14 protein-coding genes are annotated in these 17,649 nt (G+C 69.1%); 4 read left to right on the top strand and 10 right to left on the bottom strand.

Annotated features, from left to right (window positions below):
* Nucleotides 1-145: 145 nt before the first annotated feature.
* Nucleotides 146-673, top strand: coding sequence for a universal stress protein (locus tag ACZ6TU_RS13930; RefSeq protein WP_319168180.1), 528 nt, complete (start codon nucleotides 146-148; stop codon nucleotides 671-673).
* Between the two features lie 124 nt (nucleotides 674-797).
* The gene (locus ACZ6TU_RS13925; RefSeq protein WP_469548303.1) at nucleotides 798-1,358 is read left to right on the top strand and encodes a GPR1/FUN34/YaaH family transporter; all 561 of its coding nucleotides are present in this window, start codon (nucleotides 798-800) and stop codon (nucleotides 1,356-1,358) included.
* 175 nt (nucleotides 1,359-1,533) lie between these two features.
* Here ACZ6TU_RS13925 and glmS read toward each other — a convergent pair whose 3' ends face one another.
* Together glmS and ACZ6TU_RS13915 are read right to left on the bottom strand one after the other, a co-directional pair.
* On the bottom strand, nucleotides 1,534-3,351 hold the full coding sequence (gene glmS / locus ACZ6TU_RS13920) for a glutamine--fructose-6-phosphate transaminase (isomerizing) (RefSeq protein WP_467668148.1): 1,818 nt from the start codon (nucleotides 3,349-3,351) through the stop codon (nucleotides 1,534-1,536).
* Nucleotides 3,352-3,363: 12 nt separating this feature from the next.
* A complete protein-coding gene (locus tag ACZ6TU_RS13915; RefSeq protein WP_467668150.1) occupies nucleotides 3,364-3,621 on the bottom strand; it encodes a hypothetical protein in 258 nt (85 codons plus the stop codon).
* 186 nt (nucleotides 3,622-3,807) lie between these two features.
* On the opposite strand from ACZ6TU_RS13915, the gene ACZ6TU_RS13910 reads away from it, so the two are divergent.
* A complete protein-coding gene (locus tag ACZ6TU_RS13910; RefSeq protein ID WP_467668152.1) occupies nucleotides 3,808-5,367 on the top strand; it encodes a purple acid phosphatase family protein in 1,560 nt (519 codons plus the stop codon).
* A gap of 13 nt (nucleotides 5,368-5,380) precedes the next feature.
* On the opposite strand, the gene ACZ6TU_RS13905 is transcribed toward ACZ6TU_RS13910, so the two are convergent.
* Nucleotides 5,381-6,265, bottom strand: a complete 885-nt coding sequence (locus ACZ6TU_RS13905; RefSeq protein WP_467668154.1) for a DUF4429 domain-containing protein — start codon at nucleotides 6,263-6,265, stop codon at nucleotides 5,381-5,383.
* A gap of 94 nt (nucleotides 6,266-6,359) precedes the next feature.
* Here ACZ6TU_RS13905 and ACZ6TU_RS13900 point away from each other — a divergent pair, with 94 nt between their 5' ends.
* The gene (locus ACZ6TU_RS13900) at nucleotides 6,360-7,949 is read left to right on the top strand and encodes a beta-N-acetylhexosaminidase (RefSeq protein ID WP_469548299.1); all 1,590 of its coding nucleotides are present in this window, start codon (nucleotides 6,360-6,362) and stop codon (nucleotides 7,947-7,949) included.
* Between the two features lie 130 nt (nucleotides 7,950-8,079).
* On the opposite strand, the gene ACZ6TU_RS13895 is transcribed toward ACZ6TU_RS13900, so the two are convergent.
* From ACZ6TU_RS13895 to ACZ6TU_RS13865, 7 genes are all read right to left on the bottom strand, one after another.
* Nucleotides 8,080-9,849, bottom strand: a complete 1,770-nt coding sequence (locus ACZ6TU_RS13895; RefSeq protein ID WP_469548297.1) for an IucA/IucC family protein — start codon at nucleotides 9,847-9,849, stop codon at nucleotides 8,080-8,082.
* On the bottom strand, nucleotides 9,846-10,394 hold the full coding sequence (locus ACZ6TU_RS13890; protein ID WP_467668160.1) for a GNAT family N-acetyltransferase: 549 nt from the start codon (nucleotides 10,392-10,394) through the stop codon (nucleotides 9,846-9,848). The genes ACZ6TU_RS13895 and ACZ6TU_RS13890 overlap by 4 nt, the downstream gene beginning before the upstream one ends.
* Entirely contained in the window at nucleotides 10,391-11,677 is a 1,287-nt protein-coding gene (locus tag ACZ6TU_RS13885) for a lysine N(6)-hydroxylase/L-ornithine N(5)-oxygenase family protein (RefSeq protein WP_467668162.1), read from the bottom strand. The genes ACZ6TU_RS13890 and ACZ6TU_RS13885 overlap by 4 nt, the downstream gene beginning before the upstream one ends.
* Nucleotides 11,661-13,103 (bottom strand): lysine decarboxylase DesA, encoded by a 1,443-nt coding sequence (desA, locus tag ACZ6TU_RS13880; protein ID WP_467668163.1) that lies wholly within the window; start codon nucleotides 13,101-13,103, stop codon nucleotides 11,661-11,663. The genes ACZ6TU_RS13885 and desA overlap by 17 nt, the downstream gene beginning before the upstream one ends.
* 183 nt (nucleotides 13,104-13,286) lie before the next feature.
* Entirely contained in the window at nucleotides 13,287-14,141 is an 855-nt protein-coding gene (locus tag ACZ6TU_RS13875; RefSeq protein ID WP_469548294.1) for a siderophore-interacting protein, read from the bottom strand.
* Between the two features lie 148 nt (nucleotides 14,142-14,289).
* Nucleotides 14,290-15,333, bottom strand: a complete 1,044-nt coding sequence (locus tag ACZ6TU_RS13870) for an ABC transporter substrate-binding protein (RefSeq protein WP_467668167.1) — start codon at nucleotides 15,331-15,333, stop codon at nucleotides 14,290-14,292.
* Nucleotides 15,334-15,537: 204 nt separating this feature from the next.
* A complete protein-coding gene (locus ACZ6TU_RS13865) occupies nucleotides 15,538-17,535 on the bottom strand; it encodes a glycosyltransferase (RefSeq protein WP_469548291.1) in 1,998 nt (665 codons plus the stop codon).
* Between the last annotated feature and the right edge of the window lie 114 nt (nucleotides 17,536-17,649).

The following is a 17,649-nucleotide window of genomic DNA, read 5'->3' as shown; positions in this document are numbered from 1 at the left end:
ACCCGCACGCACGGCGGGCGGGATCTGGGCTAAGGAGGCGTGCCGCCGTACCCTTGGGGGTATGGGGTTGGGAAGACCATTCCCGGACACAGCTCCGCCGCACACTGTTGTCCCACCCATAAAGGATCACAACGCCGAGACAGCCATGGCCGGTCACGAATTCTTCGAACCCGCGGACCGCAAGCGGCCCGTCGCCGATCCCACGGCGGCCGAGCCCCTGGCGGCGGAAGAGGCACGCCACTCCTGCGATCCCGCCTTCAAGCACGGGGTCGTCGTCGGCTTCGACGGCTCCACGTCCAGTGAGCGCGCCCTGGCGTACGCGATCGGCATGGCCCATCGCTCCGGGTCGGGCCTGATCATCGTCCACGTCGCCAACCGGCTGCCGACCACCGTGTGGGCCGGCTGCGAGCCACCCGTGTTCGTGGACGTGCCGGACCATCGGACCGAGGTGCTCGGGCTGGAGCTGGCCTGTGCGGACTATCTCGCCGAGGTGCCCTGGATCCTGGTCGAGCGCGGCGGTGACATCTGCCACGAACTCGAAGAGGTCGGCCGGGAGTACGAGGCCGACGCGATCGTCGTCGGGTCGACCCACGGCCTCGTGGGGCGGATCTTCGGCTCCGTCGCCGGGCGGCTCGCCAAGCGGGCGAAGCGGCCCGTCGTCGTCATTCCCTGAGTATCAACTCCCCTTGCTGCCCTGGTGTGGTGCGTAAACCTACTCGTGCGTAGAGGTGTTTGTGCCCTTGTGAAGGGCATATACGGGACACCGCACAACCGCACATGCACGAAGGGAGCCCGCCGTGGACAAAGACGTCTCCGCGGGAAGCGGAATCACCACCCTGGCCGGTCGACTCGCCCTGGGAATCACCCTGTTGGCCTTCGGGCTCGGGCATACCGCTGTGATCGACGGGGTGTCGGCTGCTGACGCCGTGTCAATCGCCCGGTATGTGGGCGGCATCGCCCTCTTCGTCGCCGGGCTGATGGCCCTGCGTGACGGGGACTCCGTCGGTGGGGCGGGGTTCTCGGTGCTCGGGGCACTGTGGTTCACGTGGGCCGTGTCGGCGGGTGCCTCCGGCAATGCGGCAGGGTTCTTCCTGCTGTTGTTCGCCCTCGTGGTGCTGTCTCTGACGCTTGCGGGTGGGGAGCAGCTCGGTCAGGTGGTCTACGGGCTGTTCTTCGTCGCCCTGTTGCTCATGGCGATCGCCGAGTTCGCCGGTGACGACGGGCTCGCCAAGGTGGGCGGGTGGTTCGCCGTGGCCGCGGGGGCTGTCGCCTGGTACGCGGCCACCGCGGCGCTCGCGCACTGGCCAACGGCGCTTCCACGACGCGCTGCCGGCCGGGGAGTGACGGCTACCGGTTAGCTGCGCAGGCCGGGGAGTTGGGCGGCTTCCCGGTGCTGAAAACGGACCCCCTGTGCTTTGGGCAGCACGTGGGGGTCCGTCCTCTTGTGTGGCCTGTGCGGGTGCGTGGGGGTTGTTCGCGCCCACGCGGCGGAGCCGCACATCGATACAGCCCCGCGCCCCTAAAAGAGGGGCACTACTCCACCGTTACCGACTTGGCCAGGTTCCTCGGCTTGTCGATGTCCCGGCCCAGGGCCAGTGCCGTGTGGTACGCCAGGAGTTGGAGCGGGATGCCCATCAGGATGGGGTCGAGTTCGTCCTCGTTCTTCGGGACGACGATGGTTTCGTCGGCCTTCTCCTGGTGCTGGTGGGCCACGGCGAGGATCTTGCCGCTGCGGGCCTTGATCTCCTCCAGGGCGGCGCGGTTCTTCTCCAGGAGGTCGTCGTCGGGGACGATCGCGACCGTGGGGAGGGCGGGCTCGATCAGGGCCAGGGGGCCGTGCTTGAGCTCGGAGGCGGGGTAGGCCTCGGCGTGGATGTAGGAGACCTCCTTGAGCTTCAGGGAGGCCTCGCGGGCCACCGGGTAGCCCCGCACACGGCCGATGAAGAGCATCGAGCGGGCCTCGGCGAACTGGAGGGCCAGCTTCTTGACGTCCTCCTCGTGCTCCATGATCTCGGCGATCTGGGCGGGCAGCTTGCGCAGGCCCTCGATGATCCGCTTGCCGTCGCGGACCGAGAGGTCGCGGGTGCGGCCCAGGTGGAGGGCGAGGAGCGCGAAGGCGACCGTCGTGTTCGTGAAGCACTTCGTGGAGACCACGCAGACCTCGGGGCCCGCGTGGACGTAGATGCCGCCGTCGGCCTCGCGGGCGATCGCCGAGCCGACCACGTTCACCACGCCCAGGACCCGTGCGCCCTTGCGCTTCAGCTCCTGCACGGCGGCGAGGACGTCGTACGTCTCGCCGGACTGGGAGACGGCGACGTAGAGGGTGTCGGGGTCGACGACCGCGTTGCGGTAGCGGAATTCCGAGGCCGGCTCGGCGTCGGCGGGGATGCGGGCCAGCTCCTCGATCATCTGGGCGCCGATCATGCCCGCGTGGTACGAGGTGCCGCAGCCGAGGATCTTCACGCGGCGGATCCGGCGTGCCTCGCGGGCGTCGAGGTTGAGGCCGCCCAGGTGCACGGTGGAGAAGCGGTCGTCGATGCGGCCGCGCAGCACGCGGTCCACGGCGTCGGCCTGCTCGTGGATCTCCTTGTGCATGTAGGTGTCGTGGCCGCCCATGTCGTACGAGGCGGCCTCCCACTCCACGGTGGTGGGCTCCGCGGTGGTGCGGGTGCCCTCCGTCGTGTACGTGCGGAAGTCGTCGGCCTTCAGGGTGGCCATCTCGCCGTCGTCCAGCGTGACTATCTGGCGGGTGTGGGCGACCAGCGCGGCGATGTCCGAGGCGACGAACATCTCCTTCTCACCGATGCCGAGGACGACCGGGGAGCCGTTGCGGGCGACGACGATCCGGTCGGGGAAGTCGGCGTGCATGACGGCGATGCCGTACGTGCCCTCGATGAGCCGGAGGGTCTCGCGGACCTTGTCCTCAAGCTTGGTCGCCTGCGAGCGGGCGATGAGGTGGGTGAGGACCTCGGTGTCGGTCTCGGAGAGGAACTCGACGCCGTCCGCCTCCAGCTTGCGGCGCAGGTCGGAGGCGTTGTCGATGATGCCGTTGTGGACGACGGCGACCTTGCCCTCGGCGTCCAGATGCGGGTGCGCGTTGACGTCGGACGGGGCTCCGTGGGTGGCCCAGCGGGTGTGGGCGATGCCGGTCGTGCCCTTGAAGCGGGCCGGGACCTTGGCCTCCAGATCGCGGACGCGGCCCTTGGCCTTGACCATCTTCAGGCCGGAGGCCTTCGGGGACGTGATGACGACGCCCGCGGAGTCGTACCCGCGGTACTCCAGGCGCTGGAGGCCCTCCAGGAGGAGGGGAGCGACGTCACGCTTCCCGATGTAACCGACGATTCCGCACATATATACGCATTCCTAGCCGTAGACGATGCGCCGCAGCTGCCGGAGCGAGAGCTCCGGCGGTGCCACCGCGCGGTATTTGAGGTCCGCCTCGATCCGTTCGAAGATCGCCGCGTTCACCAGGCCCTGGGCCTGGAGCTCGCGGTGGCGGCGACGGACGTACTCCTCGGTCGTCTCGTCGAAGTAGGCGAGCACGTCCTGGATCACACGCAGCGCCTCGCCCCGGCTGAGGGGCGTGGACCGCGCCAGATGATCAACGAGTTCGTCGTGCACCCGGTAGATCCTGGGGCACCGGCGGCGCTTACGCAAGAATTCTGCCCGGTTTCGGGCAGGTGGCTGATGGAATCCTTTGGGGGAACGTTGAACCTGTCATGAGCGCTTGTTCGTGAAGCGTCCACCGGGTGGCCGGTGTCCCGTTGCCCGAGGCGTCGATTTTTGGACGCCATGGACATTCCTCGTATGGGCGTACCCGAGCGGCTCGCCGAGCGCATGAGCATGGCCGAGCAGCACGAGTACCTGCGCGCCAGGTTCTCCCGGCGCTCGATGATCAGAGGCGGTGCCGTCACACTCGGTGCCGTCGTGGGTGGCGCGTTCGTGCCGGGTGCCACCGCCCAGGCCGCCGTTCCGAGCGGGCGGCCCAGCACCGAGACGGTCGACGGCGCCCATGTGGCCCCCTTCGGCCGCCACCTCGCCTACGGCACCGACCCGCGCACCGAGATGACCGTCTCCTGGCAGGTCCCGGTCGCCGTCAAGAAGCCGTTCATCCGGATCGGCGCCCACCCCACAGACCTCTCCCGGAAGATCGACGCCGAGGTCCGCACCCTCTTCACACCGGCCGGTGTCGGTGCGAGCGGCAACCACACCCAGTACTACGTCCACGCCAAGCTGACCCACCTGCGCCCGGGCCGGACGTACTACTACGGCGTCGGCCACCAGGGCTTCGACCCGGCCGAACCGCACCTCCTCGGCACCCTCGGCACCTTCACCACCGCCCCCGCGCACAAGACGCCGTTCACCTTCACGGCCTTCGGCGACGAGGGCGTCAGCTACCACGCACTCGCCAACAACAGCCTGCTCCTCGGCCAGAACCCGGCCTTCCACCTGCACGCCGGCGACATCGCGTACGGCGACCCGGCCGGCCAGGGCAGGACCGACGACACCGGCTTCGACTCGCGCGTGTGGGACCAGTTCCTCGCCCAGACCGAGTCCGTCGCCAAGTCCGTCCCGTGGATGCCCGCCTACGGCAACCACGACATGGAGGCCTGGTACTCGCCCAACGGCTACGGCGGCGAGGAGGCCCGCTGGACCCTCCCGGACAACGGCCCCGACCAGAGGAACCTGCCGGGCGTCTACTCCTTCGTCTATGGCAACACGGCCGTCATCTCGCTCGACGCCAACGACATCTCCTTCGAGATCCCGGCCAACCTCGGCATCTCGGGCGGCACCCAGACCAAGTGGCTGGAGGCGCAGCTCAAGAAGTACCGGGCCGCGCGCGACGTCGACTTCGTCGTCGTGTTCTTCCACCACTGCGCCTACTGCACCTCCACCTCCCACGCCTCCGAGGGCGGGGTCCGGCAGGAGTGGGTGCCGCTGTTCGAGAAGTACACCGTGGACCTGGTCATCAACGGCCACAACCACCAGTACGAGCGCACCGACGTCATCAAGGACGGCAAGGTCACCAGGAAGCTCCCGATCGGCGGCACCGCCTACCCCGAGACCGACGGAGTGGTCTACGTGACGGCCGGTGCGGCGGGCCGCAGCCTCTACGCGTTCAGCGCCCCGCTGTCGTACGAGGGCAACGAGCACGACGTGGACTCCGTGTCCTCGTTCGTCAACGTCAAGGAAGGCAAGCAGAACGAGACCGTCACCTGGTCCCGGGTGCGCTACCTCGACTACTCCTTCCTGCGCGTGGACGTCACCCCGGCGCCGAAGGGGCGGCTGGCCACGCTCAAGGTGCGCGGCATCGCCGAGACCGGTGACCAGGTGGACCACTTCACGGTGGCGCGCCGGGCGAAGTAGCGCCCCGAGGGTGTTACATCCGCTTGAGGATCGCCTGCTTGGCCAGCGCGAACTCGTCGTCCGTCAGCACGCCCGTGCGGTGCAGTTCACCGAGCTCGCGCAGACGGCGCAGGAGGGCGTCGTGGTCGTCCTCGGCGGACGCGACCGGAGGAGAAGGCGGTTCCGGTCGCGCGTCCGTCACGTCGCCGGCGGCGGCCTGGGCCGGGTGCGGAAGCCTGGCCTGGACCGCCGCAGCGACCAGCGCCATCAGCGGGTCCTTCTTGAAGCCCCACAGCTCCACCGCGTTGGGGTCGTACTTGGGCGGGGCCTTGGTGGGCGCGTTCCGCACGGTGAAGCGGAGGTGGCCGTTCTCCAGGCCGGCCGCCGGCTGCCACTCCACGCCCGTGATGTCGGTGAGCGCGAGCGTGCGGGCACCGGCGGCGGCCTTGGCGTCCTCCGTCTTCCAGTTCCACTCCAGGCGTATGCGCTCGCCGTCGAAGCCGGCGGTGCCGTCTCCCGCGGAGACCGACAGGGGGACGGAGGGGCCCGGCAGCAGGTACGCGTCGACCGGGTCGGCGGGGACCTGGTCGAGGAGCAGGGCGTTACGGACCTCGTCCGCGAAGTATTCGGCGACGCCGTAGCGGTCGGACTCCACGATCAGCTGGTACGGGTCGTGGGGCTCGGTGAGCCGGCCGCCCGTGGCGTGCAGCAGAGGGTCGGCGCCGTCGCGCAGGCGAAGCCTCAGCCGCCCCGTCCTCTTGCCGTGCTCTAACGAGATCCCGGCCAACGCCCCCAGCGGGACGACCAGTTCACCCAGCTCCCTGCGTAGCAGACTGACGTTCTTGTCCCGCCCGGGGGTCAGCCGCAGGGCGTCGCCGTCGAAGGCCCACGTGCCGTCCTTCTGGATGATTTCCGCCATGGGGTGGATTGTTCCACCAGTCTCACGAGAGAGTGGTCCAGACCTCTTGGGGATAAAGGCTCATGGAAGGGACACGCTCGTGAGAGTCGGCCGTGTGAGACAGCACCACAGAACGCTTCGCGTTCTCGGTCCCCTGCTGCTGGTCGCGATGGGCGTCTCCATGACAGGCGCCGCCTGCGCACACGAGCCATCGCCCACCCCGCTCGACCGCGTGGTACCCGCGCCCGCTTCGGTCGCCCCGGGTGGCTCTCCTTACCGGATCACCCGCGGCACGCACGTCCATGTAGACGGCTCGCGGGAGGCGCGGCGCGTCGCGGAGTACCTCGCGGCCGTCCTGCGGCCCTCCACCGGCTACCGCCTCCCCGTCACCGACCACGGCGCCGGGGGCATCAGACTGCGGTTCGCCAAGGGCTCCTTCGGCGCCGAGGGCTACCGCCTCGACAGCGGCCGCAAGGGCGTCACCATCACCGCGGCCGAGCCCGCCGGCCTCTTCCACGGCGTCCAGACCCTGCGCCAGCTCCTCCCCGCCGCCGTCGAGAAGAACACCGTCCAGCCCGGCCCCTGGCTGGTCGCCGGCGGCACCATCGAGGACAGCCCGCGCTACGGCTGGCGTGGCGCCATGCTCGACGTCTCCCGGCACTTCTTCACCGTCGACCAGGTCAAGCGCTACATCGACCAACTCGCTCTCTACAAGATCAACAAGCTGCACCTGCACCTCAGCGACGACCAGGGCTGGCGCATCGCCATCGACTCCTGGCCGCGCCTCGCGACCTACGGCGGCTCCACCGAGATCGGCGGCGGCCCCGGCGGCTACTACACCAAGGCCCAGTACAAGGAGATCGTGCGGTACGCCGCCTCCCGCTACCTGGAGGTCGTCCCGGAGGTGGACATGCCGGGCCACACCAACGCGGCCCTCGCCTCCTACGCCGACCTGAACTGCGACGGCGTGGCACCCCCGCTCTACACCGGCACCGAGGTCGGCTTCAGCACGCTGTGCGTCGGCAAGGAGATCACGTACGACTTCGTGGACGACGTGATCCGCGAGCTGGCCGCGCTCACACCGGGCGAATACCTCCACATCGGGGGCGACGAGGCGCACTCCACCAGCCATGAGGACTACGTCACGTTCATGGACCGGGTGCAGCCGGTCGTCGCGAAGTACGGCAAGACGGTCGTCGGCTGGCACCAGCTGGCCGGGGCGACTCCGGCGAAGGGGGCTCTCGCCCAGTACTGGGGGCTCGACAGCACGAGTGCCGAGGAGAAGGCGCGGGTCGTGAAGGCCGCGCAGAACGGGACGGGGCTGATTCTGTCTCCGGCCGACCGGGTCTACCTCGACATGAAGTACACGAAGGACACACCGCTGGGGCTGTCCTGGGCGGGTTACGTCGAGGTGCGGCGGTCGTACGACTGGGATCCGGGGGCGTATCTGCCCGGGGTGCCGGCCGGGGCTGTGCGGGGGGTCGAGGCGCCGCTGTGGACGGAGACGATCGAGAACTCCGGGCACATCGAGTACATGGCCTTTCCGCGGTTGCCCGGTGTTGCCGAGCTGGGGTGGTCGCCGGCTGATACGCATGACTGGGAGCGGTACAAGGTGCGGCTTGCTGCGCAGGCTGAGCGGTGGAATGCCCTGGGGATCGAGTGGTATCGGTCGCCGCAGGTGCCGTGGGGTTCTGACGGGCGGTGATTCGTCTGCGGGTGTGGGGGGGGGGCTTGTCGCGCCCGCGCGGCGGAGCCGCACATGGATACGGCCCCGCGCCCCCACAAGGACAGGCACCCCGGAGGACCGTACTCCGGGGTGCCCGCCTGCCTGTGGGTCAGAACTCCGCGATCGGGTTCTTCAGGGTGCCGACCAGTTGGAGGGCGCCGGACGGGTCCGACAGGTCCACCATCTGCTCGTTGTTGCGGAGCTGGAGGCGGTTGAGGCAGGACAGCGCGAACTCGGGGGCGAACATGTCGTACTGCTTGAACTTGTCGGCGAGTGAGGGCATCGACTCCTGGTACTCGCGGGTGACCTCCGCGACAGTGCGCCAGAAGTCGTCCTCCTCCAGGACGCCCTCGGAGGCGAGGTTCGCCGCGAGGAAGCGGAAGAAGCAGTCGAAGACGTCCGTGAAGATCGACAGGAGTTTCTTGTCCTCCGGGACCTCCACGCGCAGCCGCTCCACCGCCGGCGGCAGCACCGAGTCCGGGTCCATGACGGCGATCTCCTCGGCGATGTCCTTGTAGATCGCGCGCTGCACGACCCCGTCCTGCAGCACGAGGATGACGTTCTCGCCGTGCGGCATGAAGACCAGGTCGTAGGCGTAGAAGCTGTGCAGGAGGGGGGTGAAGTACGCGCGGAGGTAGCGGCGCAGCCACTCCTTCGGGGTGAGACCCGACTGCTCGATCAGCGCGCCCGCGACGGACGCCCCCTGGTGGTCGACATGGACCAGGGAGGCCATGGTGGCCAGAGACTCGCCGTCCTTCAGGGACGGCACCGGGCTCTCCCGCCACAGCGCGGCCAGCATCTTGCGGTACGGCGAGTAGCGGTCCGTCGCCTTCTCGTACTCCAGGTGCCGGTAGCCGACGGCGGCGCGCTCCCGGATGATCGACAGACCGGTCGACTTCAGGACCTCGTCGTTGTCGATGAGCTGGGCCAGCCAGTCGTTGATCGCTGGGGTGGCCTCCATGTACGCGGCCGACAGCCCGCGCATGAAGCCCATGTTGATGACGGACAGGGCCGTCTTCACGTAGTGCTTCTCGGGGCTGGACCGGTTGAAGAACGTCCGGATGGACTGCTGGGCCAGGTACTCGTCGTCGCCCTCGCCCAGGCACACCAGGTACCCCCGGGCGACCTCGGCGGCGAAGGTGACGGTGAGCTTGTTCCACCACTGCCAGGGATGGACGGGGATGAGGAGGTAGTCGGCCGGGTCCAGGTCCTGGTCGCGCAGGACGCCGTGGAAGCGCTCGACGGTCTCCTCGCCCAGCTCCTCGCGCAGGAACGACTCGTACTCGATGCCGACACCGGCCGTGAACGCGGCACGCGAGCGGTGCGCGGCCAGCCACACCAGGCGGACCGGGCTCGCCGTCTCCGGCGCGTACGACAGGTACTCGTGGATGCCGAAGCCGAGCCGGCCGTTGTTGGCCACGAAGCAGGGGTGGCCCTCGGTCATGCCGGTCTCGATGGTCTGGAAGTCGCCGCGCGCGAGCTCGGCGGCCGTGGTCCTCGGCTTGGTGAGCTTGTAGCAGGTGCCCGAGAGGGTGGAGGAGATCTCCTCCAGGTAGACGGGCAGGATGTCGTCGCTCAGGCCCAGGGACTTCTGCGTCTCGATGAAGAAGTCCAGGGCGGCTAGCGGGAGTTCGGAACCGTCACGGTGACGGGTGATCGAGTCGGCGTCGACCTGCCAGTGGTCGAGGGCGCGGAGCGTGGCCTTGAAGGTGTACCGGGTCTGGCCGTCGTCGCTGCGGACGACGTAACCGTCCCCGTCCTGCTCGGGGGTGATCAGGCGCTCGTGCGCGAACTCGGCGAGTGCCTTGCGGATCAGGAGGCGGTTGGCCCGCGCCCAGCGGTGGGGGGACAGATGCGCTACGGCGTCGGACAGGGTCATGCGGCTACTCCTCGGGCGGCCAGGAACTGTTCGCGCGTGCAGAAACTCAGCAGCGCGCGCTTCTCCGGCTTGTCGATCTCACGGACGGGAACGAAGCCGACGGCCTCGTTCAGCGCGTGTACGGCCTTGTTGCTCACGTCGGGCTCCACGACGACCCGCCGGGTGCGCGGGTCGGCGAACAGCTCGTCCATCACGGCGGTGATGACCGCCCGGGTGAAGCCGTGGATCGGCCGGTCGGTCGGCGCCACCAGGAAGTGCATGCCGACGTCGCCGGGCTCCGGGTCGTACAGCCCGGTCAGCTCGACGTACCGCGGGTCGTACTTCTCCATCAGGAACGCCGGCCGGCCCTCGTGCAGGCCGAGGTAGGCGTGGTGGTGCTCGTCCGCCGCGATGCGCATGTACTCGCGCTCGACGTCCGGGAGTTCCGCGTCCTGCATCATCCAGTAGGCCGCCTTGGGGTGGGTGACCCAGGAGTGCAGCAGCTCGGCGTCCTTCAGGGGGTCGAGGGGGCGGATGGTGAACGTGCCGATGCCGGTGGTGCTCATATGGCGAACTCCTGGAACGCGATCGTCTTCTCGACCGGGTAGTACTCGGTGCCGAGCAGCTCGCGGATGATGTACGCGTTCCGGTACGGGCCCATGCCCAGGTCGGGGCTGGTGATGCTGTGGGTGTGGACGCCGGCGTTCTGGAGGAAGATCCCCCGGCCGGTGACGTCGATGGCGTAGTTGCGGGCGACGTCGAAGTTGCCCCGGGAGTCGTAGACCAGGCGGTCCCGCACGGGCTTGAGGAACGCCGGCTCGGCGTACCTGTAGCCCGTGGCCAGGACCAGGCCCTCGGAGGTCAGCTCGAAGTCCTTCTCCTGCTCCTCCTGGCGGAAGCCGAGCGTGTACGTGCCGTTGTCGTACGTCGCGCTGGTCAGCGAGGAGTTGGTGAGCAGGCGCGTGGGGACGGGACCGCCGAGGTTCTTCTGGTAGAGCAGGTCGAAGATCTCGTTGATCAGGTCGCCGTCGATGCCCTTGAACAGGCCCTTCTGCTCGGCCGTGAGGCGGTAGCGGGTGGCCTCGGGCAGCTCGCGGAAGTAGTCGACGTACTCCGGCGAGGTCATCTCCAGCGTGAGCTTGGTGTACTCCAGCGGGAAGAAGCGCGGGGAGCGGGTGACCCAGTTCAGCCGGTAGCCGTGGACGTCGATCTCGCTGAGCAGGTCGTAGTAGATCTCGGCGGCCGACTGGCCCGAGCCGACGAGCGTGATCGAGTCCTTCTTCTGGAGCTCGGCCTTGTGGCTCAGGTAGCGGGAGTTGTGGATGAAGTCGCCGCCCAGGTTCTCGCAGGCCTCGGGGATGTAGGGCGGGGTGCCCGTGCCGAGGACGAGGTGGCGGGCGCGGAAGACCTCTCCGGCCTCGGTGTGCACGAGGTAGACATCGTCCTCGTACCGGACTTCCGTCACCGTCGTGTCGAAGCGGATGCTGCTCAGTCTGTTCGCGGCCCAGCGGCAGTAGTCGTCGTACTCGACGCGCAGCGGGTAGAAGTTCTCGCGGATGTAGAACGAGTACAGCCGGCCCTTCTCCTTCAGGTAGTTCAGGAAGGAGTACGGGGACGTCGGGTCGGCGAGGGTGACCAGGTCCGACATGAACGGCGTCTGGAGGTGGGCGCCGTCGAGGAACATGCCCGCGTGCCACTCGAAGTCGGGCTTCGACTCCAGGAAGACGCCGTCGAGTTCGTCGATCGGTTCGGTGAGGCAGGCCAGGCCGAGGTTGAAGGGGCCGAGCCCGATGCCCACGAAGTCATGAGTCGCAGGAAGGGGGGACGGGTTTTCAGGACGCGCGGTCAAGGGACTCTCCCAGGTACTGCTCGGCATGGCCGGCGATCAGATCGAGGACGGCGGCGATGTCGGACGCCTGCGTCTCGGGGTTGAGCAGGGTGAACTTCAGGTAGTGACGGGCGCCGACCTTGGTACCCGCGACGATGGCGTCGCCGGAGGCGAACAGGGCCTTGCGGGCGTAGAGGTTGGCCCGGTCGATCTCGGCGGGGTCGGTGACGGAAGCCGGGATGTAGCGGAAGACGAGGGTGGACAGGCTCGGCTCCACGACGACGTCGAAGCGTGGGTCGGCGGCGAGCAGCTTCCAGCCCTCCTGGGCCAGCTCGCACACCTCGTCGAAGAGCTGCCCGATGCCGTCGGCGCCCATGGTCCTCAGCGTCATCCACAGCTTGAGGGCGTCGAAGCGGCGGGTGGTCTGCAGGGACTTGTCCACCTGGTTGGGGATACGTTCCTGCACCATGCGGCGCGGGTTCAGGTACTCGGCGTGGTAGGTGGCGTGCTGGAGCGTGGCCGCGTCGCGGACCAGCACGGCGGACGAACTCACCGGCTGGAAGAAGGACTTGTGGTAGTCCACGGTGACGGAGTCGGCGCGCTCGATGCCGTTCAGCCGGTCCCGGTGCTTCACGGAGGCGAGCAGGCCGCAGCCGTAGGCGGCGTCGACGTGCATCCAGGTGCCGAACTGCTCGCACAGCCCGGCGATCTCGGGCAGCGGGTCGATCGAGCCGAAGTCGGTGGTGCCGGCGGTGGCTACGACGGCCATGGGGACGAGGCCGTCCTCCTTGCAGCGCTCCAGCTCGCGGGCGAGGGCGACGGTCTGCATGCGCTTGTCGTGGTCGACCGGTATGGAGATCACGGCGTCCTGGCCGAGCCCGAGCAGTTTCGCGGACTTCTTCACGCTGAAGTGGCTGACCTCGGAGGCGAAGATGCGCAGTTTGGCCAGCGTGTCGGTCTTGGCCTCCTCGCGGGCCAGCAGCAGCGCCTGGAGGTTGGACTGCGTACCGCCGGAGGTGAACACGCCGTCGGCGGCGGGGCCGAGGCCGATGCGCTCGGTCGTCCAGTCGATCAGCTTGCGCTCGATGAGGGTGCCGCCGGCCGACTGGTCCCAGGTGTCCAGGGAGGAGTTCACGGCGGACAGGACGGCCTCGCCGAGCACGGCCGGGATGACGACCGGGCAGTTGAGGTGGGCCAAGTAGCGGGGGTGGTGGAAGTAGATCGCGTCCCGGAGGTAGACGTCCTCCAGTTCGTCGAGCACCGCGGCGGTGTCGTGCAGCGGCTTGTCGAGGTCGATCGCGTCGATGGCGGGAGCGAGGGCGTCGACGGTGACGCCGGTGAACGGCCGTTCGGTGGTGGCGATTTTGGCGGCCACCCGCTCGACTCCGTCGGTCACGGAGCGGCGGTACTGCTCCGCGGTGGTGTCGTTGAGCAGGTGCGAGCGCATGTGGGGGTCCTCCGGTGGGGACAGTCCGGTGCGGGACAGGGGTGGGCTGAACCGCGGGTTCAACTTAGGTAAGCCTAACCTAAGTCGATTGAGGCGGAGCCGGGCCCTGCCGTGACCGTGGTCACTTGGGTCACATGGGTGGGGAGGAGGGCTGGGGGTTGGGGAAGGGCTGGTGGGCTGCGGCTATCCCTCTGACCGCAACTGCTCCTCGCTCACGCCGCGGCGCCAGTAGCCGACGAACGTCACCCGGCGGCGGTCGACGCCGCGCTCGCGCACGAAGTGCCGGCGCAGCTGCTTCACGCAGCCGGACTCGCCGGCGATCCAGACGTACGGCCGCTCGGCGGGGGGCAGTTGGGCGTCGCGGAGGACGTCGAGGGCGGTGGAGGAGCCCTGGTCGCCCTTCTCTTCTCTGACGAGCCAGGTGATCTCGGCGTCCGCCTCGGTCACCAGGTCCTGGATGTCCCCGGCGTGCGGCACCTCCAGCCAGACCCGGGCCCGGGTGCCGGCCGGCAGTGACTCGACGATGGCCGAGGCGGCCGGTACGGCGGTCTCGTCACCCCAGACGACCACGAGGTCGGTGTCCTCGGGGGGCCGGAAGCGGATCGCCCGGTTGTCGGCGATGGCCGGGCCGAGCAGCAGGACCCGGTCTCCGGCGGCAGCCCGGGCGGCCCAGCGGGAGGCGGGGCCGGCCTGGACCGAGGCGCCCGGCTCGATGCCGTGCAGGGCGAAGTCGATGTCGATCTCGTCCGGGTCGCGGCGCAGCGCCCGCAGGGTGTACGACCGCATCACGGCCCGTACCTCGTCCGGCAGTTCACGCCAGCCCTGCCACCAACCGTCCCCGAGTTCGAGCGGGACGACCGGCTCGGGCTGCCCGGGGTGGGGCAGGAACAGCGACAGCGACTGGTCATGCCCGTCGGAGTGGAAGGCGTGCAGATCGGGCCCACCGAAGGTGACACGGACCAGGGACGGACCGAGCCGCCTCGTCCGCACGACCTGGAGGGAGAAGAAACGGAACGGGGCGGCTACGGCGGTGGTCATAGGGACTCCTGAGTTGTCGTCAGGGGGGCTGGGTGACTTGCCTCAAGGGCGCGGGGCTGTCTCGATATGCGGCTCCGCCGCGTGAGCGCGCCCAGCCACACACGGACCCGCAGTCGCGGACCCGGCAAGCCCCCGCGGCGCGGAACGCCTAGCTGACCTTCTTCGCGTTCTCGATGGCCTTCGCGAGGTTCTCCACCAACGGCACGCACTTGTCGTACGACAGAATCGGCTCGGCCGAACGGGAGATGACCTGCCCGGCCTTCACCGCGGGCAGCTTCTTCCACGTCGCCTCGGTGATGTTCGCCGGCTGAATCGCCGAGGACCGGTCGTCCATCATGATGATGTCGGCCGCGTACTTGTCGACGTTCTCCCAGCTGAGGCTCTCGAACCAGCCGCCGCCCTTGGCCTTGGCCTTCTCCGGCGGCTCGACGAAGTTCACGCCGAGGGCCTTGAAGTACTCCAGGTCGACGGAGAGGTTGGTGCCGGAGACGTAGAAGAGCTCCTGGCTCGCGGAACCGGCCATCACCTTGATGTCGGGGTGGGCCTTGGCGGCCTTGCGCAGCCGCTCGGAGGCCTCCTCGAACCGCTTCTTGGCGTCGGTGACCTTCGCGGCCTTCATGTCGCCGCCGAGGGACTCGGCCAGCTCCCACATGCGCTGGAGCGGGGCGGTGAGCTGACGGTCGTAGACCGATATGCCGACGCTCGGGGCGAGCTTGGCGATCTTGTCCTTGGAGGCCTCGGGGACGTACCAGAGGGTGCCCGTGGAGTCGAACATGGTGCTGATCAGCACCTCGGGGGCGAGGGCGGCGTACTTCTCGACGTTGAACTGGTCCCAGGTGTTGCCGAGGATGGTCACCTTGCTGATGTCCATGTCGCCGGCCTGGACGTCGGGCTTGCCGTCCTGCGTCTTGGTCGGGCCGAAGACGCCCTTGACGGAGACGCCGTAGTCGTACAGGGCGGCGGCGACGCCGGTGAAGGCGACGATGTTCGCGGGGACCTTGTCGAGCTGCACGTTCTTGCCGCGGTCGTCCTTGAAGGACCACGGGCCGGACTTGGCGGACGCCTTCGAGTCCGAGCCGCCGTCCGTCGAGTCCTCGCTGCCACACGCGGTCACGAGGGCGCCGAGTCCGAGAGCGCCACCGGCGGCGAGGATGCCGCGGCGGGAGAAGCGGGCGGTTCTGGCGTTCGACATCGCTGGGTCTGCTTTCGTACGTTCGGAGCCACTGCGGGCACGGCTGTCAGCCAGTTGGCTGGATTCCTGTTTAGGTTAGCCTAACCTCAGGTCGTGTCCAGGGGGGCCCTGGTACCTGTGCCCGGGGGACGGTGCGGGAATGTCCCCCGGAGCGGTGATCCGAATCACGAGACCGGACGCCGAGCCTCTCGGCGGCTGGTCCGCCTACGACTTGAGGCGGCGCGTCGCCGCCCGGACCAGGTCGGTGCGGGCCACCCGGAGCGCGAAGCCCGCGCCTCGGTCCGTCACTGGCTTCGCGTACCAGGGGAGGCCGCGGCGCCGCCACTTGGCGGGGGCGACGTTCGCGGGAAGCGGAGGCAGGTCCGACGACCAAGGGCCGAGCCGCAGTTGCCCTGTCCACAGCCCGGCCGGCAGCTCGGTGACCGGTACCCGCACGACGAAGTCGCCGCCGGACCGCGAGGCCGTGCGGGCCGGGAAGACGGCGGTGCCGCCCCGGCCGTCCTCCAGGTGGACGGCGAGAGCGCCGTCCGGGAAGGCGGCGAGCGCGCACCGCCCGGCGAACTCCAGCTCCGTGGGCGCGCCCGGGGCCCAGCGCACGCTGCGCAGGCTCAGCTGCGGCAGTACCCGGTGCTTGCGTTCGCCGATGTCGAGCGTGAAGTTGCCGTGGGGGTTGGTGGTGTAGAGCGTGACGGCACGGGGCTCGTCGCCGCTGACCACGATGTGCGTCGTCGCCGCTCCGGAGACCCCGGCGTCCCGCTTGTTGCCGATGCGGACGTCGCGGGAGATGCCCTGAGCGCCGATCGCCAGGTAGAGGTCCCAGAGCCCGTCGGGAAGGGGGCCGCCGTCGCCGGCGGTGGTGATGTCGACGGATGCCTCGAATCCCGCCTTCTCGTACGCATACCGGCCTTCGTCCTCCTCTTTGCCGAGCCCCGGTGTCGCGGTATGGGTGACGGGAAGCCGGTGCTCCGTGCCGCTGTCCCGCTCGCGCAGCACCAGTTCGGTCGTCACTCCCTCGGTCGCGACCCGGTGCAGGTAGCCGTGCCCGGTCAGGCGCAGCACGGTGCCGCGCAGCTCGGCGCCCGTGACGCGGTGGCGCACCCCGAGCTGGCGGGTGACGTCGTAGCAGGCGTCGGGAATGCCGCGGGACGGGTCGCGGAGGTACGGGTAGCGCGCGTAGGCGCGGCCGCCGTCGGCGAGGACGGGCGTTGCGACCCCGCTCCGGGCCAGCTCGCCCTCGAACCGGACCAGTTCGAGCAGCTCGTCCAGCATGGTGTGGCGTACGAGGTGCAGACGCAGGCGGGCCATCGCCGACAACCGGTCGTTCAGCCCCTCGTGCCACAGCGGGGCGATGATTTCCGCGAGCCGGGCCAGGCCCTTCTCCTGCTCCGGGCGGGGCTCGTGCACCAGGTGGTCGAGGAGGTGCTGCACCTCGACGGTCAGGTGGCGGTGCGCCAGGTGGTCACGGCCGGGGCCGGGCGGCACCTGCTCCAGGAGCAGGTCGACGACACGGGGCAGGAAGCGCAGGCGGGGTTCGGAGCCGCCGGTCCGCAGGGTGATGTTGCCGCTGTCCTCGCGCGCGACCCAGAACAGGCAGTCGTAGTCGGCGAGTACCGAGATTCCGTCCGCGTGCAGATAGGCGGGGCCGACGAAAAGCTGGTCCTCGCCGATACTCAGGTCCGTCGGGAACCGTAACTCCAGCCGCTCCAGCAGCTCGCGGCGGAACAGCTTCATGGGATTGAGGGTCCAGTACACGCGGGACGAGAAGACATCGGTCCGCGGCTGGTTGCGCCGGAACATCGAAGTGGGCGCCCCGCGTCCGCCGACCCCCACCATCTTGCCGAGCACGATGTCGGTGCCGTTCTCCTCGGCCATGGCCACCATGCGCTCCAGGGCCTCGGGGCCCAGGTGGTCGTCGGCGTCCAGGAAGAAGACGAACGTCCCCCGGGCATGATCGAGCCCCCTGTTCCGGGGCTCTGACGGCCCGCCGGAATTCCTCTGGTGAAAGACCCGTAACAGCGTCGGGTATTCCTCGGCGAGCCGGTCGAGCTCCTCACCCGTGCCGTCGGTCGAACCGTCGTCGACCGCGATGACTTCCACCGCGTCCCGGCCGATGCTCTGCTCGGCGACGGAGGTGATGCAACGCGTGAGATAAGGCATCGCATTGTACGCAGCAATAACCACCGAAACGGCAGGGCCGGTCATCGTGATACTCCCCCGGAGAAACGAGGCACACCCCGTCTCCGGCGTGGTCGGCGCCGGTGGTCTATTCGTGCACGGGGAAAGGTGCCATTTGGGTTGTGAAGATATCATGGAGTC

This window comes from Streptomyces sp. NPDC052064, assembly GCF_055585925.1.
This window is presented reverse-complemented; position numbering and strand designations above follow the sequence as displayed.